This window comes from Paenibacillus sp. Y951 (assembly GCF_056786395.1).
The window spans coordinates 19,530-43,074 of the sequence record NZ_JBXCIY010000020.1 but is presented as its reverse complement, the minus strand read 5'-3'; the positions used below and the strand labels follow the sequence as shown (position 1 = coordinate 43,074).

Below are 23,545 nucleotides of genomic sequence, written 5' to 3'. Positions count from 1 at the left end.
TTCTATACTATATGGGTACTGTTCTCCATTTCAAAATAGTGGGAAATTAGATCTATTTTACACAATAGTGCTTTTCACCTATACTGTATACGTTATAAAATATGCCTTGTTTCATTTTTCCTAGATCGTGTGCAAAATAAGTTCGCAATCATCTATTCTATCGTATTCGCGTAACTATTTTCACTAAAAAAGATGGTGCCTGTATAATACGAGGGCACCATCTTCTTTAGATTACTAGCTTAATTAATTCACTTGCTCTTTGATTACCTTCAAGCGCTTCATTACATCGTTATCGCCACGACCATAGTAGTCATGAAGCAGATTGTATTCTGCGTATAGTTTATCGTAAACTGCTACATTTTCAGCAATAGGCTTGAATGTTTCTTCGCGTACACGAGCCATGTTAGCCGCTGCATCAACAATGCTATCATAACCGCCTTTTGCAGCTCCAGCTGCAACTGCTCCAAACATTGCAGCGCCAAGTGCTGGCGTTTGCTTAGATGCGGCAATTTTGATTTCGCGATTTGTTACATCTGCATAAATTTGCATTAATAGTTTATTTTTCTGAGGTAGTCCACCACAAGCATATAATTCATCAACTACTACACCATTTGAATGGAAGGCATCAACAATTTTACGAGTGCCGAAAGCAGTTGCTTCTAGTAGTGCACGATACATTTCCCATGGCTTAGTAAGTAACGTCATACCTAGCATTGTACCTGTAAGATTCGTATCTACAAGAACAGAGCGGTTACCATTCCACCAATCAAGTGCTAGCAGACCAGATTGCCCTGGTACTAGCTCATTCGCACGACGAGTTAGATATTCATGGATATGCTCCCCTGCTTGCTCAGCTTCACGATAAGCATAGGCTGGCACACTTTCTTCAACAAACCATTCGAAAATATCACCAACCGCTGATTGACCTGCTTCATAGCCAAAGTATCCAGGAACAATGCCATCTTCAACAACACCGCACATGCCTTCTACTTCACGTTCAGTATCACCGAGAATAAGATGGCAGATTGAAGTCCCCATAGACATCACTAATTTACCTGGAGTAACTACACCGACTGCTGGTACAGCTGCATGTGCATCGACGTTACCAACCGCAATCGCAGTTCCTGCTGCTAGACCAATTTTCGCTGCCATCTCAGCTGTTAATTCACCAGCCTTCGTACCAAGCGGCACAACATCACCACGTAACTTCGTAGACGTCAGTTTCGCTAGACGAGGATCTAATGCGCTTAGGAATTCTTCACTTGGATAACCATCTTGCTTGTGCCAGATCGCTTTATAGCCAGCTGTACAGCTATTTCGCACAACATTTCCTGTCATCTGTCCAACTACCCAATCTGTAGCTTCAACAAATTGATCAGCTTCTTCATAGATTTCAGGTGCTTCATCTAATGTTTGCCATACTTTCGCCAGCATCCATTCCGATGAAATTTTACCACCATAACGAGCTAACCATTTCTCACCACGAGCTGCTGCTATTTCATTAATTGCATCTGCTTCGGGCTGTGCTGCATGATGCTTCCATAATTTCACCCATGCATGGGGATTATCAACATGCTGCTCTGCAAAACATAATGGACTACCTTGTTCATTAATTGGTAGCATTGTACAAGCTGTAAAGTCGATACCAAGGCCGATCACATCTTCAGGTACGATACCAGCAGCACTCATAACAGCGGGAATTGAGTTTTCTAATACTTCTATATAATCTTGAGGATGCTGTAATGCCCAGTCATACTCAAGCTTTCGTCCAGATGGAAGCGTTTCGTCCATAACATGATGACGATAAGGGGTGACATGATCAGCGAGCTCATGACCATTTGATAGATCAACTAATACTGCACGACCTGATTGTGTTCCATAGTCTACACCAATAGCATATTTCTTACTCATAATTAACTCCTCCTATTTTTGACCGTAGTATGCGTTTGCACCATGCTTACGTAAGTAATGACGATCCAACAATTCTTGATCCATTGGACTTACTTGTGGATTTAATGCGAGCGTGTGAAGTCCCATCTTAGCTACTTCCTCTACAACGACAGCATTATGAACAGCATTATGAGCATCCTTACCCCATACAAATGGCGCGTGACTATTAACAAGCACCGCCGGAACCATATTAGGATCAATCTGGCGCTGCTTAAACGTTTCAACGATAACAACACCTGTCTCATGCTCATATGCACCTTGAATTTCGTCCTTCGTCATCGCACGCGTACAAGGAATCTCTCCATAGAAGTAATCAGCATGCGTCGTACCAAGTGCAGGAATGCCTTTACCTGCTTGAGCCCAACTCGTTGCCCAAGGAGAATGAGTATGAACAACGCCTCCGATGTCTTCAAAATGCTTATATAGAAGGACATGAGTAGCTGTATCAGAAGAAGGACGATAGCTCCCTTCTACTACATTACCGTCAAGATCGACAACAACCATCTGCTCAGGTTTTAGTTCTTCATATGGCACGCCACTTGGTTTAATTACAACTAGACCAGATTCACGATCGATTCCACTTACATTTCCCCAAGTAAATGTCACCAAACCATATTTCGGAAGTTCCATATTAGCTTCCCATACTTGTTGCTTCAATTGTTCTAGCATACGAATACTCACTCTCCTTAAACTTTTCATTTCGTTCAGTTAATCATCTTGCGATGAAAAGTTACATCGAAAGCATAAGCCATACTTTTCATTTCGTTCAGTTAATCATCTTGCGATGAAAAGTTACATCGAAAGCATAAGCCATACTTTTCATTTCGTTCAGTTAATCATCTTGCGATGAAAAGTTACATCGAAAGCATAACTTATCTGTCATTCAGAAAAAATACAACTTATACGTACAGGATACGTAATTCACCATAATTACATTATAAGTTGTACGTACAAGTGTGTCACTATGTTTTTGTTAATTGTTTTCAATATTTTTTCATACGTTAATTTCGATATCATTGATAATCCACAAAAATGTATAACTTTCTCATGTCAGAGTTCATGTATAGCCCGCTTAATTATAGAGATATTAACTAAGAAGCAGGTTGATGAACTGTCGTGAAAACTAAGCAGTTATATACTTGCGTAACTTTCTAGCTATAGCTGGAAAGGCTTGCTCGTTGATTCACGCACAACAAGCTCAGGCATGTATACTTTATCGTCCATTGCTACTCCTACACCTTGTTCAACAATTTGCATAAGCATTTGCACTGCATCTCTACCCATCTGTGTCTTAGGATGAGCGATTGTCGTTAGCTTCACTTCGGTCGCTGTTGCTAAGTTGGCATCGTCAAACCCTACAATAGACAGATGTTCAGGCACTTGTAGCTCCTCTTGTCTGACAATATCGAGCATTTTCACAGCTAATTCATCGTTATAGCAAACAATTGCCGTCGGTCGGTCTGATGCATCCTGTTTCAACAATTGGTGTAATGCATGGGCAGGTACCGTTTCCTTTTCTTCCGAGCTGTAGCGCAAAATATAGTCACTGGATATACTTATACCTTGCTCTTTGAATGCTCGTACGAAGCCCTTCATACGGCGAATACCTTGGAAATCATCCGTTTTGAAAAACCCCGCTACTCTGCGATGTCCTAGATCGATTAGATGCTTAGCCGCGCGATAACCACCTAATTCATCATCAATACGGAGGCATGGTGCATCGACTTCACTATATCTTTCATTAAGCATTACATAAGGAATACGTAAGGAATCAAGCGCGAGAAAATAGGAATAGTTAGGATTCCCTTCGGCACTTTTGGTAGGTTCAATAATTAACCCCGTTAATTGCTCACGTAGCATTGATTCTAAGCTTTGCTTTTCTTTAAGTTTTTCATTGTCTGTACTCGCTAATAAAAGTCTAGCACCACGTTCACGTACGCTTGCTTCGACCCCTCTAACAATCGTCGGGAAAATATAATCGGATATGTATGTAGTAATTAATCCAATCGTCATGCCTGTTCCTTGATGGCGATTAGAACTCGCGGAGTGCTCTGCTACAAATGTTCCTTTACCCTGTTCCTTATAAAGCCAGCCTTCTTGCTCCAGCTCGCCTAAAGCTTGTCTTATTGTTTGCCTGCTCATATCAAATTGTTTTACAATTTCGTTCTCAGACGGAAGCTTTTTATGTGGAGCATATTGTCCTGTAATGATCCAACGCAATATTTCTTCTTTAACTTGAATATATTTCGGAGTCTCTTTCATCCGTACACCTCATGTACTTATTAGTTGTATGGTTTTAGTATAGCATACGGTTAACTTGTACGTACAATAGGGGGAAGCTACGAGAACTTATCGAAGTTGCTGAGAGCGCGCTACGAGAACCAATCGCTGTTCCACGAGTAATTAGTTCTCTTCGCTGTAGCAAGGGGATGAACAAAACAAAAAATTGCTCTAATGTGTCTAATTAGCTGGTCCACGGAGCGAACAAGCGCACTTTTAACTTTATTTTGCTCAATAGCACAGGTTGTGGAGCAAACAGTCGGCTTCTGAGGTAAATAGAGAAAAAAAGTTACTCTTTTTCAACCTTCCAATCAGCTTTTGAGGTAAATAAAGAAAATTGTTGCTCTATTCCAACCTTCCGCTCGGCTTTTGAGGTAAATAAAGAAAATTGTTGCTCTATTCCAACCTTCCGCTCGGCTTTTGAGGTAAATAAAGAAAATTGTTNTGAGGTAAATAAAGAAAATTGTTGCTCTATTCCAACCTTCCGCTCGGCTTTTGAGGTAAATAAAGAAAATTGTTGCTCTATTCCAACCTTCCGCTCGGCTTTTGAGGTAAATAAAGAAAATTGTTGCTCTATTCCAACCTTCCGCTCGGCTTTTGAGGTAAATAAAGAAAATTGTTGCTCTATTCCAACCTTCCGCTCGGCTTTTGAGGTAAATAAAGAAAAAAGTTACTTTCTTTCGCTCGGGAACTAGGTTTGCGAAGCTAACAAAGATACTTTTACCTTTATTTCGACCAATGAGTAGCCTTAAGGTAAACATTATAACAATCTCCTCCACAAATTGGATAAAACTGCATACGCTATTAAAACTTCACAAAAAAATGTATAGCTTTTGAAAAATATCGAACCCTATAACATGAAAGTTGTATGAACTTCGTTGACATCCATTGCAGTTTGTAATAACTTAGAAAGATAACAACTGTGATTATTTTCATTACAGTTACAAACTAGAATTATTTCGGAGGAATCTATTATGTATAAAACAGTTATTATCGGAACTGGTCCTGCTGGACTAACATCTGCAATGTACTTAGCTCGTGCAAATATGGAGCCTGTTGTCATCGAAGGCTGGCAACCAGGTGGTCAATTAACAACGACTACTGAAATCGAGAACTTCCCAGGCTTCCCTGAAGGGATTCTTGGTTCGGAGCTTATGTCTAACATGCGTAAGCAAGCTGAACGTTTCGGTGCTACTTTCAAAACTGGATCAGTTAAAAGTGTTGATATGAGCAAACGTCCTTTCGTATTAGATGTTGAGGGCATGGGAGAAGTTATAGCGGAATCTGTTATTATTTCTACTGGTGCTTCTGCCAAATATCTTGGAATTCCTGGTGAGCAAGATAATATCGGTCGTGGCGTAAGTACTTGTGCTACTTGCGATGGATTCTTCTTCCGCGGTAAGAAAATCGTTATTATCGGTGGCGGTGACTCCGCTATGGAGGAAGCTGGCTTCCTAACTAAATTCGCATCTTCAGTAACTGTCGTTAACCGTCGTACTGAGCTACGTGCTTCGAAAATTATGCAGGACCGTGCTCGCGCTAACGAAAAAATCGAGTGGGCACTTAACCGCACACCGGTTGAAGTTCTTGCTAACGGCATGGGTGTTACAGGTCTTAAAGTTCTTAACAATGAGACTGGTGAAGAGGAAATTATCGAAACAGATGGCGTATTTATCGCAATCGGTCATACTCCTAACACTGGATTCCTTGATGGACAAATTACGACTGATGAGAGTGGCTACATTCTCGTTAAACCTGGTACAACGACTACAAATATCCCTGGTGTGTTCGCTTGTGGTGACGTTCAAGACTCCACATACCGTCAAGCCATTACAGCTGCAGGTACTGGCTGTATGGCAGCACTTGAAGCAGAACGCTTCTTAGAAGGTCTTTAAGAATAATTACTTCAATTCATAAATAAAGGGATGACAGATTTGCTACGCAATGAACTGCGTAACAAGACTGTCATCCCTTTTTGTATAGTTTGGACTATTTATCTTGTCGATGGGATGCTAACCCCAGCTTTGCGTGAAACTTGATCAATAAGTAATAATTCTTCCTCTGATAATGTAATATTAAGTGTATCTATACTTCATCTTTCTTCAGCCTTCGTGCGCTAGCTTAAATCTACTATACTGCCTGCTTTCACTTCAATAGGCTTGTCCTGCACACTTATCCAAACATCAGTAGCAGTAGCATTATGCACAACTTGGCAATCCATCGTAAAGCGTAATGCTTGTATCGCCTTCATATAAGCGACAATCTCAGCATTGGTTGCATACCATATGTCACTCTTCCCACCTATTTTTTCACCAAATTGCTCAATAAGCTCCCAATTTTGATCATTCTCGAATTCATAGCTATGTCCCCAAACATATAGCAAACTCATTCTCGAATGTCTCTGATCTACATTCAAAAATTGATCTGCTGCATCAATCATTTTTTTGTGATGACATGTTGGATGCCATTGTAACTTATTTTCAGGCATATGAAATCCTCCATGACTAGCGGTAGTACGAGCATATTCTATGCCGATTGCTTGTAGTTGATCAATAACAGCATCATTATACGTTCCAAATGGATAACTCATCCCTCTAACCGGATAACGAACTAGTTCCTCTAACGCATGACGATCCTGCACGACTTGATAAATAATTTGTTCTTGTGGTGACTGTTCTAGAAATGGATGATGTGTCGTATGAATGGAGACTTCATGCCCTTGAAATAACTCTGCAACCTCACTTGCTTCCAGATAGCTCTCACGGCCCAAAAACCCACTATTTAGGTGAAAGGTTCCCTTTAAACCATAATCATTAAAAAGCTTTACTAACCTGCGATCATACTCTCTACCATCATCAAAACTTAATGTAATCGCTTTCGTTACACCTTGTGGAAAACGATCAAAGCGTATATTCATTCCTTCTACCTCCGCGACATTTATAAATTTGTTAACTATGTATAGTTTCATAATTTATATTAACCGCAATTATAAATATGCTTCTCCCACAATGGATAGGCAATTATTACGATCAATGTAACGTTCATACTTACCATTTCAATTTAACACTAGATATATATACAATCAACTACTATTAGCTTTGAACTCTTTAACTTTCTAGCTAGTTTCACTATTCCACAAGAAGTATTAGGTGCCCCGTACTCTGGTCCGCGCCCATCAGCATCGTCAATCTACTTCCTATTACACCCTGATGAATTTTCTGATTGGCATAAAGTATATTCCGATGAACTATGGATGCGGCATGCAGGTAGCCCGATTATGCTAACGCTAGGCGGAACTGATGCTGATCCATCGGTTAGAAAGGAAATCATCGTCGGTCCTGATATTGCTGCTGGACAGCTACCACAAGCATTAGTCCCTGCTAATGAGTGGCAAATGACGAAACTACTTGGTGATGAGCCGGTGTTAGTATCATGTGTCGTTGCCCCAGGTTTCCACTACGATGACTTTAAACTCATTGATCGCACATAGAAAAAGCCGATGAGGTGGCTGCTTTTTGTAGCTCTCTCATCGCCTTTGTTTTATTTTGCGAAAAGCAAAGCAGTTTGTATACTCCACAAATTCATCTACCCCTTCAACGATCCCGCCAATGAACCAGATATGAAATAGCGTTGCAAAAATACAAACAATACGATCATCGGCAGCGCTGTAACGAGCACCCCCGTCATTAATAGAGGGTAGTCCGTCATAAATTCTCCCTTGAATTGCAGTAATGCTAACGACAAGGTTAACTTATCTTTACCTGATAGCAATAGCATCGGGAATAGTAGATCATTCCAGACAATAACGAACAAGAAGGCAGCCGTTGTTGCCACATATGGTGCACTCAGAGGAAACACAATATAAAATGAGCGAAATTGCCAATTCCGTAGGATTCAATGATTTACCAACCTTCTCCAAAGCATTCAAAAAGCGAATGGGTCTATCCCCTGCTCAATTCAGGCAACAATGCAAAAGTTAAATGATGTTCTTTTGTGGATAATATATATATAATGAGATTAATCTATTTTACTACTATTCATGATGTATAGGAGAACTCATATGGGTATATCAACGAAATTCCCTTTGCAAATTGGTCGCCCTTCCCTTGATCTTGTAAATACAGAAGTCATTCGACGTAATAAGCGAATTGATCTATTCGTAACTATCAATGATGTTTACGAATGGTTATCACAACTCCCGCAATGGGATCACATCGCTCCTATAATGAATGCGCTGGATGAACAAGTTTTGCTTGAAGGTATGCATCATATTAGATCAATATTACGTCAGCAGTTCGAACAAATAGCTGAAGGACAATTGGTGTCTGATGTATTTATTCAATTAATGGAGGAATATATCGCTCAAGCACCCTTTACTTATATATGGAGAGAACAACTTATTGCTCTACCTATTGGGATGCCAATCGCACAGCTACACTCCTATATCGCGTACGATGCACTTGTTTTGCTTGCAGAAGGTAAACTGCAGCAATTAGCTCATTGTTCAAATCCTGAATGTATTCTTCTCTATATAGATGACGGCGGCAGAAGAAAATGGTGTTCGATGCAAATATGCGGAAATCGCCAAAAAGTAGCCAAATATCAACAAAACAAGTCTACAAAGAAGTAATTCTACTTCTTTGTAGGCTTGTTTTTATAATAATGGATATTAACACTCAAACAAACTAACCCATAAAATCAAATTTGACAGGTTAGTTCGTTCGAGTGTATAGTGTGTTTATTGGAAATATGGAGGTAATATTAAGATGGAAGTTCAAACAAAATCCCAATCAACTACAAATACGACAATCAAATACTTTAGCAAAATGAAAGGACAAGGACAAAGTCCCCTTAAAGTTAATGCTAAGGATGTGTTAACAGGATTAGTGGGCGGATTTACGACCATATCAGTTTTATTAATCTTAACGACATTAACTAATTCCACTTGGCTAATGGCGTCATTCGGAGCTAGCTGTGTCCTGGTATTTGCAGCTTGGAATGCTCCTCTATCACAGCCACGCAACGTAATAGGTGGACATTTCATTACGGCCTTAGTTGGCTTATGTATGCTGCATTGGGTTGGAAAAGCTCCGTGGGCTATCGGCTTAGCCGTAGGTATCGCTATTGCTGCTATGATGCTCACCAAAACAACTCATCCACCTGCAGGTGCAAATCCAATTATTATTATAATTGGTGGTTATAGTTGGAATTATCTGTGGTCACCGGTACTGCTAGGAGCTGTTATTCTTGTGCTTGTTGCACTCATCCTTAATAATTTTCGAGAAAATCGCTCGTATCCAACGTTCTGGTATTAGTTCTAAGAAGTTGAACTACCTCCGCTTTCACTTCATTTAGAAGCAATGGATTCCTAAGACTACCGATGTAACCACCAGTTATAGATTAATAGCAATAGGTAAACTTAGATGGCTAATAAAAGCATCTACTACCCAAGAATCTCGTGACTTTAGTCATGAGAGGTTCAAGTCTTATTTAGTCGTGTGATCTTTGTTAATGACATTTCCGCTATTAACCATTATGCTTATTATATTCACTCTAATAATAAGTTACGTAATGCGTGAATGGAACATTTTATGTTGAAAAAGCTTGACTTTATCGCTATTATTTGTAATAATTTTAAATAAGGAATTGATCTAAATTCATATTCTGGTGCATTAAGTATGAAATAGCTATTATTCGTTTACAATGTTAATTGAGAACATTGGTATACGCTTCCGATGCTACTTTTCATTTACGAGTAGCTTATCGAGAAGACTATCAAAAGTTTTGGGAGGAATTATTATGAACACTATTCAAGAACAATTAAACCGTCAAATTGCTAACTGGAGCGTATTATATGTTAAGCTTCACAACTATCACTGGTATGTAAAAGGTACTCAATTTTTCACATTGCATGCCAAATTCCAAGAGCTTTATGAAGAAGCAACGCTACATGTCGATGAAATAGCTGAGCGTTTGTTAGCTGTCAAAGGTCAACCACTTGCAAAAATGGTAGACTATCTGGAATATTCAAGCATCAAAGAGGCAATGGGACATGAAAATGCTACAGAAATGGTCAATGAGGTCATTTACGACTTCACGATTATTATTCAAGAGTTAAAGGAAGCTATGGTTATAGCACAAGAAGCTGATGATGAAACTAGCGCTGATATGTTGCTTGCGATCCACACTTCACTTGAGAAGCATGTATGGATGTTGTCTGCATTTAACAGTTAATGCAATAAATTAAAAGCCCCTAGCCATTGCCACGAATAATCGTGATGGTTAGGGGCTTTTTAAGCTTATATTCAATTATCTAATGATACATGAGCCAATCATTTCGCTATTTATAGCAGCTAACGCCTGAAGACGATAATTGCGACCATTACAATAGATGTTTCGAATATCCATTACGGTCATCCCTTCTTCTGCGCTTCGATTTGGTCAGCTAACTCATTCAACTCCGCCCAACGGTCCATCAATTTTTCTAGCTTCTGCTCTGCTTGTTTCTGTTTTTCTGAAAGCTCAATGAGTAGCCCTGCAGAGCTTGCATTAACTTCCATCTCTGTAGCAATATTTTCAAGTTCAGCTTCAGCCTCTATAATCCAAGCTTCGATATTTTCATAATCACGTTGGTCTTTATAAGACATTTTCAACTGACGCTCTTGCTGAGATGGCTTTTCATTTTCTTGTTCTTCTGCTCGTGGCTTGATGGGAGTTTGAACCGTTGCCACTGTCGTTCCGCGCCCACGCTGCTGAACATAATCCTGGTAATCAGAATAGTTACCTGTATGAATCACTTGCTCACCATTATTTTCAAACCCAATAATTTTATCTACCGTTCGATCCAAGAAATAACGATCATGGGATACAACAAAGACAACACCAGGGAAGTCATCCAAGTAATCTTCAAGTACAGTTAAAGTCGCAATATCAAGATCATTCGTTGGCTCATCGAGCAATAATACATTCGGCGCTTCCATCAAAACACGCAATAACTGCAAACGACGTTTTTCTCCACCTGAAAGCTTAGCTATCGGTGTCCATTGCATCGTCGAACTGAAGAGAAAACGCTCCAGCATTTGACTAGAAGAAATCATGCTTCCATCGGCTGTTTTAACTTGCTCAGCTGCTTCACGTATATATTCCTGCACACGTAATGACTCGTCCATTTCCTCACGTTCCTGCGAAAACCATCCAAGCTTCACGGTCATCCCAAGATCAATTTTACCTGTATCAGGCTCTAATCTGTCACCGATCATTTTCATTAATGTCGATTTCCCAGATCCATTGCGCCCAACAATACCAACTCGATCACCTGGCACGGCAATATAGCTGAAATCTTGAATTAATTGACGATCACCGAAACTTTTACTTATATTTTCGATCTCGATAATTTTACGTCCTAGACGACTCGATGCAACAGATAACTCTACTTTACCATTGCCTTCCTTGGGCGTTGATGCTTGTAATTGCTCAAATCGATCTATTCTAGCCTTCTGCTTCGTAGACCTTGCCTTTGCTCCACGACGCATCCAAGCTAGTTCATTCCGCAGTAGATTTCTCCGTTTGGATTCTGAAGAAGCTTCGCTCTCTTCACGCTCTAATTTAAGCTCCAAAAAACGGCTGTAATTCGCTTGATAGAAAAACGCCCTACCTTGATCAAGTTCAATAATTCGATTACTTACACGATCTAGGAAGTAACGATCATGCGTAATCATAAGTAATGCGCCACGACGTTTCTGTAGCATACCTTCAAGCCATGCAACGGATTCGTTATCGATATGGTTCGTCGGCTCATCGAGGATAAGGATATCAGATGGTAGCACTAGTGCTGCTGCCATAGCAACACGTTTGCGTTGACCACCAGACATATGCTCGACTAACATATCGAATTGGTTAATACCTAACTGATTCAACGCTAGCTGTGCTTCACTTTCCAATTGCCAAGCATCAAGCTCATCCATCTTCATACTGGCATTCATTAGTTGTTCTTGAACTTCGGTACTTGTTGGATTAAGTTCAATGGCTACCATTGCACTTGCATATTCTTTATGTGCTTGCAGTTGAGGTGAATCACCACCAAGCACATGCTCAAGTGCCGTTTCATTGGGTTCAAATTGTGGATCTTGCGACAGCATACGAATAACAGCGTGATTTGCAATACTCACTTTACCTGAATCCGTTTGCTCCATGCCAGCTATTGCTTTAAGAAAAGTAGATTTTCCAGTACCATTAACACCAATGATCCCGATTTTGTCTCCTGTTTCCAAGCCGAAGCTAACGTTCTCGAACAGTACTTTCTCGCCGTAGCTTTTCGATATATTTTCAATGGATAGTAAATGCATTATTGTACCTACTTTGTCGTTATTTTAACTGCCTCTAACTTATAGTACTATCATAGCATAAGCGTAGGTTGTTCGTACATTTCTGGCAAGGCAATTAAAATGATCTATGTTTCCACCACACACAAAAAAACCTACTCGCATCTTCAGACACGAATAGGTTAAGTTCATTTACTTATATTATTTTCTGCCGATCATTTTCTCGGGACGTACATATTCATCAAACTGCTCGGAAGTTAATAGGCCACTTTCAATAGCTGATTCCTTCAAAGTAATCCCTTTATTATGTGCATTTTTCGCGATTTTCGCCGCATTTTCATAACCGATATGTGGGTTAAGTGCTGTAACTAGCATCAATGATTGCTCAAGATTACGTGTAATTACTGCTTCGTTAGGCTCAATTCCAACTGCACAATTATCATTGAATGAAATCATCGTATCCGCCAGCAAAGCTAATGATTGCTGGAAATTATAGAAGATTACTGGCTTAAATACATTAAGCTCAAAGTTACCTTGGCTTGCCGCCATACCGATTGTCGTATCATTACCGATAATTTGACATACAGCCATCGTCATCGCTTCACTTTGTGTAGGATTAACTTTACCTGGCATAATGGAGCTGCCTGGTTCATTTTCAGGAATAGTAATCTCGCCAATTCCGCTACGAGGGCCACTTGCCAACCATCTAACATCATTAGCAATTTTCATTAAATCAGCAGCCAGTGCTTTCATCGCGCCATGTGTAAAGACGATTTCATCATGGCTTGTTAACGAATGAAACTTATTAGCAGCTGTAATGAATTGTTTGCCAGTTAGCTTTGTCACTTCTTCCGCGACAGTAACCGCATAATCTGGATGAGCATTCAAGCCTGTCCCAACTGCTGTTCCACCAAGCGCAAGCTCACGCATACTATTCACGCTATATTCAATCATGCCGCGAGATTTCGCAAGCATCGCTGCCCAACCACTAATTTCTTGACCTAATGTAATTGGTGTTGCATCTTGTAAATGAGTACGACCAATTTTCACTAAATCAGCGAATTTGTTCATCTTCTCTACAAGCGTTGCATGCAGCACATCAATCGCAGGCAATAAACGATCTTCAACCGCAATAACTCCAGCAATATGCATGGCTGCCGGGAATGTATCGTTAGAGCTTTGTGAACGGTTAACATCATCATTAGGATGAATACGAAGCTCACTACTACGCTGGGCAAGAATTTGGTTAGCACGGAATGCGATAACTTCGTTAACATTCATATTCGTTTGTGTACCACTACCTGTTTGCCATACGACAAGTGGAAATTGATCATCCCATTGCCCAGCCAATATTTCATCAACCGCTTCACCAATAACAGCAGCTTTATTTGCATCTAATACACCTAGACGTTCATTCGCTAACGCAGAAGCTTTTTTAACAATTGCCATCGCATAGACAACCTCAAGCGGCATCTTCTCACCACTAATTTTGAAGTTCTGTAAGCTTCTTTGTGTTTGAGCACCCCATAGCTTATTAGCAGGTACTTTTATCTCACCCATTGTATCCTTCTCAATACGGTATTCCATCACAATGACAACTCCTCCAACTTTTCGTTAACTTCCTGATATACCTCTCGTAAACGAAAAGTACTTCGGAAGCATAAGCTCCAACTTTTTATTGGCTTCTTGAGTATCTTCTTGATAATAAAAAGTACTTCGAAAGCATAAGCTCCAACTTTTTATTGGCCTCTTGAGTAACTTCTTGTTAATAAAAAGTACTTCGGAAGCATTAGCTCCAACTTTTTATTAATTTCCTAATTTAGCATCACGGTATGCAGCCATATACGCTTCTGCTTTTAACTTAATTAGATTGAAGTCACCTGTCTTCACAGCTTCCTTCGTAAGATCAGAACCGATACCAACAGCAACGGCACCTGCACTAATCCATTCTTTCATATTGGATAGCGATACGCCACCTGTTGGCATAATGTTCGCTTGTGGAAGCGGACCTTTGATCGCTGAAATAACACTAGGATTGTACAAATTACCAGGGAAAAGCTTCACAATATCTACACCTAACTCAAGCGCTGATTGAATTTCTTGGATAGTCATTGTTCCTGGCAAACAAGGAATTGCATAACGATTACATAGCTTTACTGTGTCTGGATTAAGTGCAGGTGAAACGACATATTGTGCCCCTGCCAAAATAGCAGCACGAGCTGTTTCAGGATCCAGTACTGTACCTACACCGATTATGGCAAAATTAGGACTATTCACATCAACATCACATGAGTATTCCGCACTTAGTTGTTCAAGCGCTCTTGTAGCATGTGGTACGGTCATCGTAATTTCGATCGCTTTAATACCGCCTTCAATAGCATAGCGCGACATTTCAACTACTTCTTCTGCGGAGTCAGCACGTAATACCGCCACAACCCCTGCTTCAGTTAATTGCTGCAACACCTTAAGCTTTTTCATCTGTATGCGTCTCCTTAAAATTTTCATTATGTTCTCGATATACTTCACGCGAATGAAAAGTACATCGGAAGCGTAAACACAACTTTTCATTAAGTCTCGATATACTTCATACTAATGAAAAGTATAAACGTTTTCATAGTGTTCAGCAATGCCTATAACTTATTGTATTCATCCTTTATAAGCATGAAAGCTAGCCATATTTTCGCGAAAACCTGTAAAATATCCACGCACAAGAAATCATAAGTGCTATCGTTACAACCATAGGCACTGCGGTTCCTTCACCACCAAGTCCAACTATTGGTGCAACAATACCCCCGAATAAAAATGAAGTTGTGCCAAGTACAGCAGAAGCGCTTCCCGCACGCTCTCCTTGCTTCTCCAGCGCCAACGATGCTGAGGTTGTATTAATGAGCCCAACACTAGAAACGACCAAGAACAACCCTGTCACAACAAAGGGAAGCGGTAGATCAGCAAATACCGCAATCAGTAATAGAATAGCACCTGTACCACTCATACTTAATCCAGTTACTAACATACTTCTTGGTGTGAATTTATGTGCTAGTCTGCCTGCACATTGACCTGCAAGCACGATACCTAGACCATTCATTCCGAACATCAAACTATATTCACGTACAGACATCCCATATATGCCTTGCAACACAAAAGAAGAACCGGAAATATAGGCAAACATCGATCCCATAACGAACCCTTGCATCAATACATAGCCGATAAAACTCTTATCCTTTAGCAACGAGCCAAATGTTCGTAATATGTTTTTGAGACCACCGCGCGAACGCCGATGAGCTGGTAAAGTCTCGCCTAATGGATAATAGATCCCGATTAACATAATAATTCCGAAGACAGATAATAAACGAAATACACCTTTCCAAGACGTATAATTAAGAACCTCTCCGCCAATAATTGGCGCTAAGATCGGTGCGGCACCATTAATAATCATTAACGTCGCCATAAATCGAATTAATTCAGGACCAGAGTATGAATACTCCCGCCACTTACCAAAGCTGTCGCTTCGATTGAAGTGGGGGTTTCTGATGGTTCATCCCATTTATTTCAGGATGCTTAACACCAGTGGAGTTGACACATTGATGGTCTGGTTACCATCCACCCCCTCTATCCCATTCGCATCTTTGACCGATACGTTTGGGAATACTTTTCGCATAATATTGGCGGCACCGTTGACATCGGCATGAATTAAGCCCTTAGTGTTCCGATACAGACCACGAGACATCCGTTTGCCTGAGAAGATCCATGTCCCTTCTTCGCCATATCTGGGTAACGGATCTTGATCTACAAAGCTGGCTTTCGAAGTATACGCCTCTTCGGTCAGGATCACGATGATTCCCTGTTCCGTTGCCTTATACTCGATCATCCCGATGAGCATGTGATGGGGAATATGATGGAAGGACTGATTGTTTCGCCGTCCGATTCCGGATGCTTGTTTCCATCCATCGTTATGTGAAAGTGGCGATCGTACCGATGTTGTGTTCCACGGCTAACCGAACAATATGATGACTTGCCTGTGGAACAAGTCTTTGATCCTCCGATGGCGCTTCAAATGGAGCCGTTCTAATCGCCTGGATGTATGTGCGCCCTCGCGAGGTTCCTTGCCCTGACGAAGAATGCTGGTATAGTACGCTTTCATCTTGTTGTAATACTGATTGATCGATTTTACGATCTTGCCCTTCACGAGGATCGGTTTCGCTCCGGTCGTCATGACGATGGTTGCAGATTAGCAACGCCAAGATTAATCGCCAGCATGTGGTCTTGTACTCGTTCCTTCGTTTCAAGCGTATAAGCGAAAATCAATTCAACGACGTATTGCCCATGGCTTGGCACGACACGTACTTGTTTCAACGTCGGTACAGCCCAGCTTCCCGATGTTCAGTTGCAGCTTGCTCTTGGGAAACTTGAGAAATTTTCGTTCTTTGATCACACAGTCTTGATTGGAGAACATCACTTCCTTTACTCTATTGCGTGCGTATCCCGGAATATTGGGCTTGCCGTTGTACTTCTCAGGATGCTGGCGGTAATCTTTGATACTGGCAATGAAGGATTTCCAATTGTGGAACACCACCTTCATGATTCCCTGACTGCTCTGCGTCGGGAGCGCTCGATAATCGAATTGATTCATCACTTTGAACAAGGCGTCGAGGAAGTTGTAATGAACAAAAGGACTTTCTTGCGAGGGTAGCTCAAATGCGGTCACAATCTGTCGGATGTAAAAATTGGTCGTGTTATACAGGTTCTTAGCGTCCTGATATGTTGTGGGATTATTCAAGAAATCGCCGATTCACCTCGCCACTTATAGAAGTGGAAGTCCTCTCGGCGAAAACTGATAGATAGCGGACCAAGCGCCGAAAGAGAGCCTAATATTGTGGCAATACCCAATCGTTTCGACTTCGTAAGTGATTGAGCTTCTGTTATACTATCCATAGTTAAGCCACCTTGAATGAAGTTACATGAAAATAAGAATCAATGTACCAACAATGAAACAGTAATAAGAGAAGTATCGCAAATTGCCTTTTTCCATAATTCCCATAAACCACTTCATCGAGAAATAAGTTACGAACAATGTCGTAATAAAAGCTAATAAATAAGGGAACCACAGCGCTTGTAGTTCTGGATCAGATGCGATATCTGAAATACCGAGTATTAGCCCGCCTACACTTACTGGAATATATAGCATAAATGAGAAGCGAAGTGCAGTATCCTGCTTCATCCCTACTGCAATAGAAGCAATAACCGTCGACCCAGAGCGGCTAATACCTGGTATTAGAGCAACCGCTTGTGCAAGACCAACAAGCAGTGCATCTTTCGCCGACAAATCACCATCTCGTTTAACTCCACGAAGATTACGTATTAGCCATAACGCGACACCTGTTACTAATAAGGCAATGCCGACAGTGTATATAGAGGAAGAGAAAACCTCTTCAATCTTATCTTTAAATAGTACGCCGATTACTCCTGCTGGAATCGAACCAATAATAATGTACAAAATAAAGTTGAAATCCGACTTATATGCAGCATCCTTGGACTTGATGTAGCCAAACCCATTTTTCATTAATCTAGCTAACACTTCACGAAAAATGAATATAATAGCAATAAGTGATGCGGTATTAGTCATAATCTCAAAAGATAATCCATGCTGCTCCATTCCCATAAGCTTCTGTGCTATTATTAGATGTCCACTTGATGAAATCGGAATCGGTTCTGTGAACCCTTGAATCACACCTAAAAAAACATACTTTAACCATTCAAACCAATCTGACATATTATTCCGAAGCCTCCTAAACTTTTTGTACATTCCGATATACTTCTGTGCAAACAAAAAGTAACCTCGGAAGCATAAACTAAACTTTTTGTGCATCCCGATATACTTCTGCGCAAACAAAAAGTAACTTCGGAAGCATAAACTAAACTTTTTGTACATTCCGATATACTTTTCAACAAACAAAAAGCATATCGGAAAGCTTGCTCCACTGCTGCTAGTAACAACTTTATTAGTATAAACCATTATGTTAGCAATGTGAATGATAACCCATTACCCTCGATTTCTGTTAGAATAGAGTTGCAATCATATAACGGAGGAATCAATTTGGATTATATAGTACTTGATATTGAATTTAATGGGCGTAAATTCGCCAGTGAACTACCTATGGAAGTTATTGAGATCGGTGCAGTTCGCTTAAATGAGCAACTAGAGGTTATCGATAGTTTTTCTGAATTTATTAAACCTATCTATTTCGCCAAGCTCAATAATTTCATTCAGAAAAAAACAGGAATCCCTCAAGAAGCTATCGATACTGCTAGCAGATTCCCACATGTCATCGGTCAGTTTCTTACATGGCTATCTGCTTCCTCTGAAGTAATGTTCATTACTTGGGGCGGTGAGGATATGAAGCGAATTATTCTTGATACACGCATGCATAAGCTTGACGATCAGTATTGGATGACTACACCGTATTTCGATCTACTGAAGGGATATACGAGACTTAAAGGACTAACAAACGATGTAAGTGTAGAGGGCGCTCTCGAACAGCTAGCTATTGAAGGCTCAGGTCAAGCACATCGTGCACTAGACGATGCGATTATGACCTCACATATATTCAAAGCTATTTATGACGGATTAGACTTTGATCGTAAGCAGTTATTTGTCGATACGTATACAAATGCCAAAGAACGTCGCGGCATTAAAAATTCAATTCGCTTGTTGCGTATGCAAAAGCTAGAGCCAACATGGGACAACTATGTCGCAAAATTCATTCGTGAACGTATAGAAAGTGAAGACCCGCGAAAAATAGCTGAAATTAAGCATTACTTTGAGATCGAAGCAGTAAAGCCCGTTAAGCTAAAGGTTGAGCAAGCTGATACGCCGATTATTTCTGATGATAGTCAAATTGTGGAGCCAGTAAATACTACTACTGAGTATAGTGAAGCTGCTGCCCAGCCAAAGCACTAGTTCAAGGCAGACAGTATTACTATTCTATACTTAGTACAGAGCAAGCCCTACATTACTACCCAAAGCAGGTAGCGATGTAGGGCTTTTCATCAATGATTGAAACATAGTTTTGGGTACTTATACATTGGCAGAAATGGTTGATATCTTGTTAGCAAACACGCAGATCACGCCATATATAATGATAGCTAATAGTAATAACAAACCTGTAAATTGTGCCAAATCCATCCCCAGTACAGCTTCCGAAAGCGGGATATACCATTTGAACGGTACTCCAATAAAGAGAATAACTGCTAGTAAACCAACAAACCCATAGCCTCCAACTAATCCAAAGCGATAGAACAGTATATTGACGAATATGCCGCTCACCGATACTAAGCTAATAACGCAAGCATCGATAAGTAAATTAATGAATAGTGATACATTATCACCGAATAACATTGATATTTGCGGGACTATCATATTACTCAATCCAAAAATATCTGCGCCCCAAAGTAATATAGAATTCATTAGAAACATCATAATTGCATGAGAGAATGACCAAATAATGATAAATATCGCTGTTGATCCTAGAAAACGTTTGCGATTCAGCCCATATCGCAGTGAAATAGATAAGGTCCTATTTAATAACTTAGAGGATAATATAAAAGTGAATATAAAAGTACTAAATATACCGACTGTAATTAACGTGATATCAGGAAACATATAGCATATAGCAATATTCAACAGAAATGATGAATTAATTAACCAAAATATTAGAAATTCTCTTTTGTAACTTAACAGTGATAAATAGAGACTACCTTTCCACTGATTCATTGAATTTGCTCCTTCCGTTGGTTTTTGCTTAATAGTATTAATAATTCTTGTAACTTAACTACTTCTCGCTTCAACCCTTGATGCGGTTGTTCGTTACCATCACTCATAATAACAGCGATATGTTCTTTCATAAATTGACTACGATGTATCACTTGTTGCCCAACAATATATCGCTCTACGTCCTCTAATGTACCTTTGACCTTGAATACTCTAGATTGAAGTTCCTCGTAAGACTGCTGCAATATTAGCTTACCTTCATGCATTATGTAGACGTCCTCGAATAATTCACTTGCTTCATCTACTAAATGTGTCGATAAAATAATTAAGCGCGGATTAATTGAAAACTGCTCAATTAACAATTCATAAAATAAATGTCGGCCAGCAGCATCCATCCCAATATACGGCTCATCAAAAATTGTTATTGGAGCTTCGCTTGCAATGCCTGTAATTATTCCAAGCGCTGAAACCATTCCTTTAGACATCGTTTTTACTTTCATTTTCTTATTCAATGAGAACTGCACAAGCAATTCTTCTGCAAGTTCATTATTCCAATTCGGATAAAAATATTGATTCAACTTCATCACTTGAGCTACAGTTACATGTGTTGGAAAATTCCCTGTTTCTCCAATAATACAAATACTTTTCATCAACTCGCCATGGTCAAACACGGACTGACCATTAATGCTAATGCTTCCTTCACTTGGCGCTACTAATCCTGAAATAACATTAAGAAAACTTGTCTTACCTGCTCCATTATGACCAAGAAGTCCAACGATTGCTGGTCCTTTCATCTCAAAGCTTAATCCATCTAATACATTATGATTTCGATACTGCTTTGTTAGTTTATTAACCTTAATATGCATTAAAGTTTCCTCCCAATCATTGTCATCAATTGCTCTATAGTAATTCCCAGTCGCTCAGCTTCATTAATTAGGGGTTGAATATAGCTCGCATCAAAACTCTCTTTTCGCTCTTCAATAAGAAGCTCCACTGCATTTGAACTTACGAACATTCCTACACCTCTCTTTTTGTAAATGATTCCGCGATCTACTAGCTCGTTAACACCTTTATTTGCTGTTGCTGGGTTGATCTGATATTCTTTCGCAAATTCATTAATGGATGGTATTCGTTCCTCTGGTCCCATATGTCCATCGAGTATCGCATCCTCAATTTGCTCCTTAATTTGTTGAAATATCGGTTTTTCTCCATCCAAATAATTATTCACATGAAACTCCTTTCCATAACATTTTTCATCGTTTCTTTAATATGTTAAACCAATCAAAGTTAATTAGTTAGTTACTTATGTAACTAACTATATAACATCATTTTTATGATGTCAACCACTATTGTAATATTTAATGCTCAGGAGCGTTGCGAGAACAAAAAAAGCGTTTAACTCCACATGCATTGTGGAATTAAACGCTTTTTTATCGTTAAATCACTTTTTCATTACATCTACTTAAACCAGCCCTTATCTTTGAAGCGAGTAATTGCTTCGATCCGATTGCTTACATCAAGCTTATCGAGAATCGTTGATATATAGTTACGGACCGTTCCTGTTGAAAGAAATAGCTCGCTCGCAATTTCTTTCGTATTTTTACCATCTGCAACTAGACCTAACACTTCTTGCTCACGTTCTGTTAGTGGATTATCCGCGCCACTATAAGCTTCGTCCATTAATTCAGCGTCATAAATTCGCTTGCCGTCCATAACACTGCGAATAGAAGTAGCTAACTCCTCAGATGGACTATCTTTCAACAAATAACCACATACCCCTGCCTTAATTGCACGTTCAAAATAGCCAGCTCTTGCAAATGTCGTAAGAATAATAACCTTTGTATTACTACCTTTTAATTCTTCTGCTGCTTCTAGTCCACTCTTAATCGGCATTTCAATATCCATAATACATATATCAGGCTGTAACGCCTTAACATGTTCCAAAGCCTCTTGACCATTAGCTGCTTTACCAACAACAGACATATCGTCCTCCAGATCAATTAACGAAGCCAAAGCTCCAAGCAGCATTCGCTGATCTTCAGCAATTACAATGTTTATCATGTTATCGACTCCTTCATCGGTTGACGAACGGCATGTGGAACTGACAATTTCAATGTTGTACCTACTTGATTTGTCGTGTCAATATGTAGTGAACCATTGACGAATTCCAAACGCTCCTTCATCCCCCTTAATCCATTTCCACGATTGTCAGACCGCGCGAATGTCATGCCTATACCGTCATCATGTACGGTAAGTATAACTTCATCAGCAGTCGTATCAATAGTAATATGACAATGGGTCGCCTCACTATGCTTGACGACATTTGTCACAGCTTCCTTCATACACATACAGAGAACATTCTCAGCAAGTAATGCAGTGGATTGAAGCTTAGGATCACCACTTAATTCATAACCAATCTCTGCTGCCGTTAGTATTTGACTGACATTGTATACTTCATCTTCTAGTCTAGTCCCTCGCATCTTAGTTACTAACTCTCTTACTTCCTTCAGTGCAATTCTTGCTGTAGATCGAATGTCTTGAATCTCATTCTCTGCACGAGCTAAATCTTTATGCAACAACTTACCAGCTAGATCACTTTTCAATCCAATTAGAGAAAGTTTCTGTCCGACAGTATCATGCAAATCTCTTGCAATACGCTGTCTCTCTTCTAGCTTAACAAGCTCCGATATTCGCTTATTTGCATGCTCCAATTCGTCTTCCAATTGATCGTGTTTTTTCATATTGTAAGTGTTGAAAGGTAATAAAATTACAACAACGAGTGAAATAAGAATAAATGGAAACTGTGTGAAAAATATCGTTTTTTGTACAGCAAGTCCATAGTTAACCGTCACAAATGTTGTAATCAAATGTATGATGTAGAGTGTATAAAAACCTGCTTTACTTTTAATATTTCCGATAAAAAATGCTAGGAAAATCGAAAAGTAAACATAACTGAAATTGACCGTCATAATCATTGAAATGACAATTTGAAAACTAGTCCACACATATATTGGCCAGCCTTTAGATAAAAACGCTAATACATAACAAATAAAAAATGCAACAATAAGTACAGTACCGGATATCATCCCTGCTGAAGAAGATTTTCCAAATATAGAGTAGAACGGCAAAATACAAAAGACTAGCCAAATATATGGCGATAATCCTGTTCCGCGACTAAACGTTTGATACCATTTATTCATGTAATACCTACCTATCTAGAGAGTGT

General features: G+C 39.7%; 22 protein-coding genes and 2 pseudogenes. 7 read left to right on the top strand and 17 right to left on the bottom strand.

Annotated features, from left to right (window positions below; genetic code table 11):
• Positions 1 to 243: 243 nt before the first annotated feature.
• The 3 genes from AC1TPB_RS21030 to AC1TPB_RS21020 form a co-directional block, all read right to left on the bottom strand.
• Positions 244 to 1,911 carry a ribulokinase gene (locus tag AC1TPB_RS21030; RefSeq protein WP_482078300.1) on the bottom strand — a complete coding sequence of 556 codons (1,668 nt, stop codon included), beginning with the start codon at positions 1,909 to 1,911 and terminating at the stop codon, positions 244 to 246.
• Between the two features lie 12 nt (positions 1,912 to 1,923).
• On the bottom strand, positions 1,924 to 2,619 hold the full coding sequence (araD, locus tag AC1TPB_RS21025; RefSeq protein WP_482078324.1) for an L-ribulose-5-phosphate 4-epimerase: 696 nt from the start codon (positions 2,617 to 2,619) through the stop codon (positions 1,924 to 1,926).
• Between the two features lie 486 nt (positions 2,620 to 3,105).
• Entirely contained in the window at positions 3,106 to 4,212 is a 1,107-nt protein-coding gene (locus AC1TPB_RS21020; protein WP_482078299.1) for a substrate-binding domain-containing protein, read from the bottom strand.
• Positions 4,213 to 5,204: 992 nt separating this feature from the next.
• On the opposite strand from AC1TPB_RS21020, the gene trxB reads away from it, so the two are divergent.
• Positions 5,205 to 6,125, top strand: coding sequence for a thioredoxin-disulfide reductase (gene trxB / locus AC1TPB_RS21015; RefSeq protein ID WP_482078298.1), 921 nt, complete (start codon positions 5,205 to 5,207; stop codon positions 6,123 to 6,125).
• A gap of 221 nt (positions 6,126 to 6,346) precedes the next feature.
• Here the strand turns inward: trxB and AC1TPB_RS21010 are convergent, their stop codons facing one another.
• Positions 6,347 to 7,147, bottom strand: a complete 801-nt coding sequence (locus AC1TPB_RS21010) for a polysaccharide deacetylase family protein (protein ID WP_482078297.1) — start codon at positions 7,145 to 7,147, stop codon at positions 6,347 to 6,349.
• Between the two features lie 201 nt (positions 7,148 to 7,348).
• Between AC1TPB_RS21010 and AC1TPB_RS21005 the strand changes: the two are divergent.
• A pseudogene (locus AC1TPB_RS21005) lies at positions 7,349 to 7,720 on the top strand (cupin domain-containing protein); the annotation flags it as partial.
• Positions 7,721 to 7,815: 95 nt separating this feature from the next.
• On the opposite strand, the gene AC1TPB_RS21000 reads toward AC1TPB_RS21005, so the two are convergent.
• Positions 7,816 to 8,064 carry a hypothetical protein gene (locus AC1TPB_RS21000; protein WP_482078296.1) on the bottom strand — a complete coding sequence of 83 codons (249 nt, stop codon included), beginning with the start codon at positions 8,062 to 8,064 and terminating at the stop codon, positions 7,816 to 7,818.
• Between the two features lie 2 nt (positions 8,065 to 8,066).
• Between AC1TPB_RS21000 and AC1TPB_RS20995 the strand changes: the two genes are divergently transcribed.
• The 4 genes from AC1TPB_RS20995 (at position 8,067) to AC1TPB_RS20980 (ending at position 10,464) form a co-directional block, all read left to right on the top strand.
• Entirely contained in the window at positions 8,067 to 8,210 is a 144-nt protein-coding gene (locus AC1TPB_RS20995) for a helix-turn-helix domain-containing protein (protein WP_482078295.1), read from the top strand.
• An 80-nt stretch (positions 8,211 to 8,290) separates the two neighbouring features.
• Positions 8,291 to 8,860 (top strand): CGNR zinc finger domain-containing protein, encoded by a 570-nt coding sequence (locus AC1TPB_RS20990; protein WP_482078294.1) that lies wholly within the window; start codon positions 8,291 to 8,293, stop codon positions 8,858 to 8,860.
• Positions 8,861 to 8,996: 136 nt separating this feature from the next.
• Entirely contained in the window at positions 8,997 to 9,545 is a 549-nt protein-coding gene (locus tag AC1TPB_RS20985) for an HPP family protein (protein ID WP_482078293.1), read from the top strand.
• 484 nt (positions 9,546 to 10,029) lie between these two features.
• A complete protein-coding gene (locus tag AC1TPB_RS20980) occupies positions 10,030 to 10,464 on the top strand; it encodes a Dps family protein (RefSeq protein ID WP_482062054.1) in 435 nt (144 codons plus the stop codon).
• A 179-nt stretch (positions 10,465 to 10,643) separates the two neighbouring features.
• On the opposite strand, the gene AC1TPB_RS20975 is transcribed toward AC1TPB_RS20980, so the two are convergent.
• The 7 genes and pseudogenes from AC1TPB_RS20975 to AC1TPB_RS20945 form a co-directional block, all read right to left on the bottom strand.
• Positions 10,644 to 12,575 carry an ABC-F family ATP-binding cassette domain-containing protein gene (locus AC1TPB_RS20975; RefSeq protein WP_482062053.1) on the bottom strand — a complete coding sequence of 644 codons (1,932 nt, stop codon included), beginning with the start codon at positions 12,573 to 12,575 and terminating at the stop codon, positions 10,644 to 10,646.
• A gap of 177 nt (positions 12,576 to 12,752) precedes the next feature.
• Positions 12,753 to 14,138: a class II fumarate hydratase gene (gene fumC, locus AC1TPB_RS20970; RefSeq protein WP_482078323.1), complete on the bottom strand. Its 1,386-nt coding sequence runs from the start codon at positions 14,136 to 14,138 to the stop codon at positions 12,753 to 12,755.
• A 219-nt stretch (positions 14,139 to 14,357) separates the two neighbouring features.
• On the bottom strand, positions 14,358 to 15,029 hold the full coding sequence (locus AC1TPB_RS20965) for a bifunctional 2-keto-4-hydroxyglutarate aldolase/2-keto-3-deoxy-6-phosphogluconate aldolase (protein WP_482078292.1): 672 nt from the start codon (positions 15,027 to 15,029) through the stop codon (positions 14,358 to 14,360).
• Between the two features lie 190 nt (positions 15,030 to 15,219).
• Positions 15,220 to 16,083 carry an MFS transporter gene (locus AC1TPB_RS20960; RefSeq protein ID WP_482078322.1) on the bottom strand — a complete coding sequence of 288 codons (864 nt, stop codon included), beginning with the start codon at positions 16,081 to 16,083 and terminating at the stop codon, positions 15,220 to 15,222.
• Positions 16,084 to 16,095: 12 nt separating this feature from the next.
• Positions 16,096 to 17,304: pseudogene (locus AC1TPB_RS20955) on the bottom strand (RNA-guided endonuclease InsQ/TnpB family protein); the annotation flags it as partial.
• A 20-nt stretch (positions 17,305 to 17,324) separates the two neighbouring features.
• Positions 17,325 to 17,483 (bottom strand): hypothetical protein, encoded by a 159-nt coding sequence (locus AC1TPB_RS20950; RefSeq protein ID WP_482078291.1) that lies wholly within the window; start codon positions 17,481 to 17,483, stop codon positions 17,325 to 17,327.
• A gap of 22 nt (positions 17,484 to 17,505) precedes the next feature.
• Positions 17,506 to 18,321 carry an undecaprenyl-diphosphate phosphatase gene (locus AC1TPB_RS20945; RefSeq protein WP_482078290.1) on the bottom strand — a complete coding sequence of 272 codons (816 nt, stop codon included), beginning with the start codon at positions 18,319 to 18,321 and terminating at the stop codon, positions 17,506 to 17,508.
• A gap of 324 nt (positions 18,322 to 18,645) precedes the next feature.
• Here AC1TPB_RS20945 and AC1TPB_RS20940 point away from each other — a divergent pair, with 324 nt between their 5' ends.
• The gene (locus AC1TPB_RS20940; RefSeq protein ID WP_482078289.1) at positions 18,646 to 19,509 is read left to right on the top strand and encodes a 3'-5' exonuclease; all 864 of its coding nucleotides are present in this window, start codon (positions 18,646 to 18,648) and stop codon (positions 19,507 to 19,509) included.
• A gap of 117 nt (positions 19,510 to 19,626) precedes the next feature.
• Here the strand turns inward: AC1TPB_RS20940 and AC1TPB_RS20935 are convergent, their stop codons facing one another.
• The 5 genes from AC1TPB_RS20935 to AC1TPB_RS20915 form a co-directional block, all read right to left on the bottom strand.
• Entirely contained in the window at positions 19,627 to 20,322 is a 696-nt protein-coding gene (locus tag AC1TPB_RS20935) for a hypothetical protein (protein ID WP_482078288.1), read from the bottom strand.
• A complete protein-coding gene (locus AC1TPB_RS20930) occupies positions 20,319 to 21,185 on the bottom strand; it encodes an ABC transporter ATP-binding protein (protein WP_482078287.1) in 867 nt (288 codons plus the stop codon). Before AC1TPB_RS20930 ends, AC1TPB_RS20935 begins: the two co-directional genes overlap by 4 nt.
• A complete protein-coding gene (locus AC1TPB_RS20925; protein ID WP_482062045.1) occupies positions 21,185 to 21,547 on the bottom strand; it encodes a GntR family transcriptional regulator in 363 nt (120 codons plus the stop codon). Before AC1TPB_RS20925 ends, AC1TPB_RS20930 begins: the two co-directional genes overlap by 1 nt.
• A gap of 230 nt (positions 21,548 to 21,777) precedes the next feature.
• The gene (locus AC1TPB_RS20920) at positions 21,778 to 22,380 is read right to left on the bottom strand and encodes a response regulator (protein ID WP_482078286.1); all 603 of its coding nucleotides are present in this window, start codon (positions 22,378 to 22,380) and stop codon (positions 21,778 to 21,780) included.
• Positions 22,377 to 23,519 carry a sensor histidine kinase gene (locus tag AC1TPB_RS20915; protein ID WP_482078285.1) on the bottom strand — a complete coding sequence of 381 codons (1,143 nt, stop codon included), beginning with the start codon at positions 23,517 to 23,519 and terminating at the stop codon, positions 22,377 to 22,379. The genes AC1TPB_RS20920 and AC1TPB_RS20915 overlap by 4 nt, the downstream gene beginning before the upstream one ends.
• Positions 23,520 to 23,545: the final 26 nt, after the last annotated feature.

Coding starts and splice junctions, on each gene's coding strand:
- AC1TPB_RS21030 (WP_482078300.1), bottom strand. CDS start 1,911: ATGAGTAAGAAATATGCTATTGGTGTAGACTATGGAACACAATCAGGT.
- araD (WP_482078324.1), bottom strand. CDS start 2,619: ATGCTAGAACAATTGAAGCAACAAGTATGGGAAGCTAATATGGAACTT.
- AC1TPB_RS21020 (WP_482078299.1), bottom strand. CDS start 4,212: ATGAAAGAGACTCCGAAATATATTCAAGTTAAAGAAGAAATATTGCGT.
- trxB (WP_482078298.1), top strand. CDS start 5,205: ATGTATAAAACAGTTATTATCGGAACTGGTCCTGCTGGACTAACATCT.
- AC1TPB_RS21010 (WP_482078297.1), bottom strand. CDS start 7,147: ATGAATATACGCTTTGATCGTTTTCCACAAGGTGTAACGAAAGCGATT.
- AC1TPB_RS20995 (WP_482078295.1), top strand. CDS start 8,067: ATGGTGCACTCAGAGGAAACACAATATAAAATGAGCGAAATTGCCAAT.
- AC1TPB_RS20990 (WP_482078294.1), top strand. CDS start 8,291: ATGGGTATATCAACGAAATTCCCTTTGCAAATTGGTCGCCCTTCCCTT.
- AC1TPB_RS20985 (WP_482078293.1), top strand. CDS start 8,997: ATGGAAGTTCAAACAAAATCCCAATCAACTACAAATACGACAATCAAA.
- AC1TPB_RS20980 (WP_482062054.1), top strand. CDS start 10,030: ATGAACACTATTCAAGAACAATTAAACCGTCAAATTGCTAACTGGAGC.
- AC1TPB_RS20975 (WP_482062053.1), bottom strand. CDS start 12,575: ATGCATTTACTATCCATTGAAAATATATCGAAAAGCTACGGCGAGAAA.
- fumC (WP_482078323.1), bottom strand. CDS start 14,138: ATGGAATACCGTATTGAGAAGGATACAATGGGTGAGATAAAAGTACCT.
- AC1TPB_RS20965 (WP_482078292.1), bottom strand. CDS start 15,029: ATGAAAAAGCTTAAGGTGTTGCAGCAATTAACTGAAGCAGGGGTTGTG.
- AC1TPB_RS20950 (WP_482078291.1), bottom strand. CDS start 17,483: ATGGATAGTATAACAGAAGCTCAATCACTTACGAAGTCGAAACGATTG.
- AC1TPB_RS20945 (WP_482078290.1), bottom strand. CDS start 18,321: ATGTCAGATTGGTTTGAATGGTTAAAGTATGTTTTTTTAGGTGTGATT.
- AC1TPB_RS20935 (WP_482078288.1), bottom strand. CDS start 20,322: ATGAATCAGTGGAAAGGTAGTCTCTATTTATCACTGTTAAGTTACAAA.
- AC1TPB_RS20930 (WP_482078287.1), bottom strand. CDS start 21,185: ATGCATATTAAGGTTAATAAACTAACAAAGCAGTATCGAAATCATAAT.
- AC1TPB_RS20920 (WP_482078286.1), bottom strand. CDS start 22,380: ATGATAAACATTGTAATTGCTGAAGATCAGCGAATGCTGCTTGGAGCT.
- AC1TPB_RS20915 (WP_482078285.1), bottom strand. CDS start 23,519: ATGAATAAATGGTATCAAACGTTTAGTCGCGGAACAGGATTATCGCCA.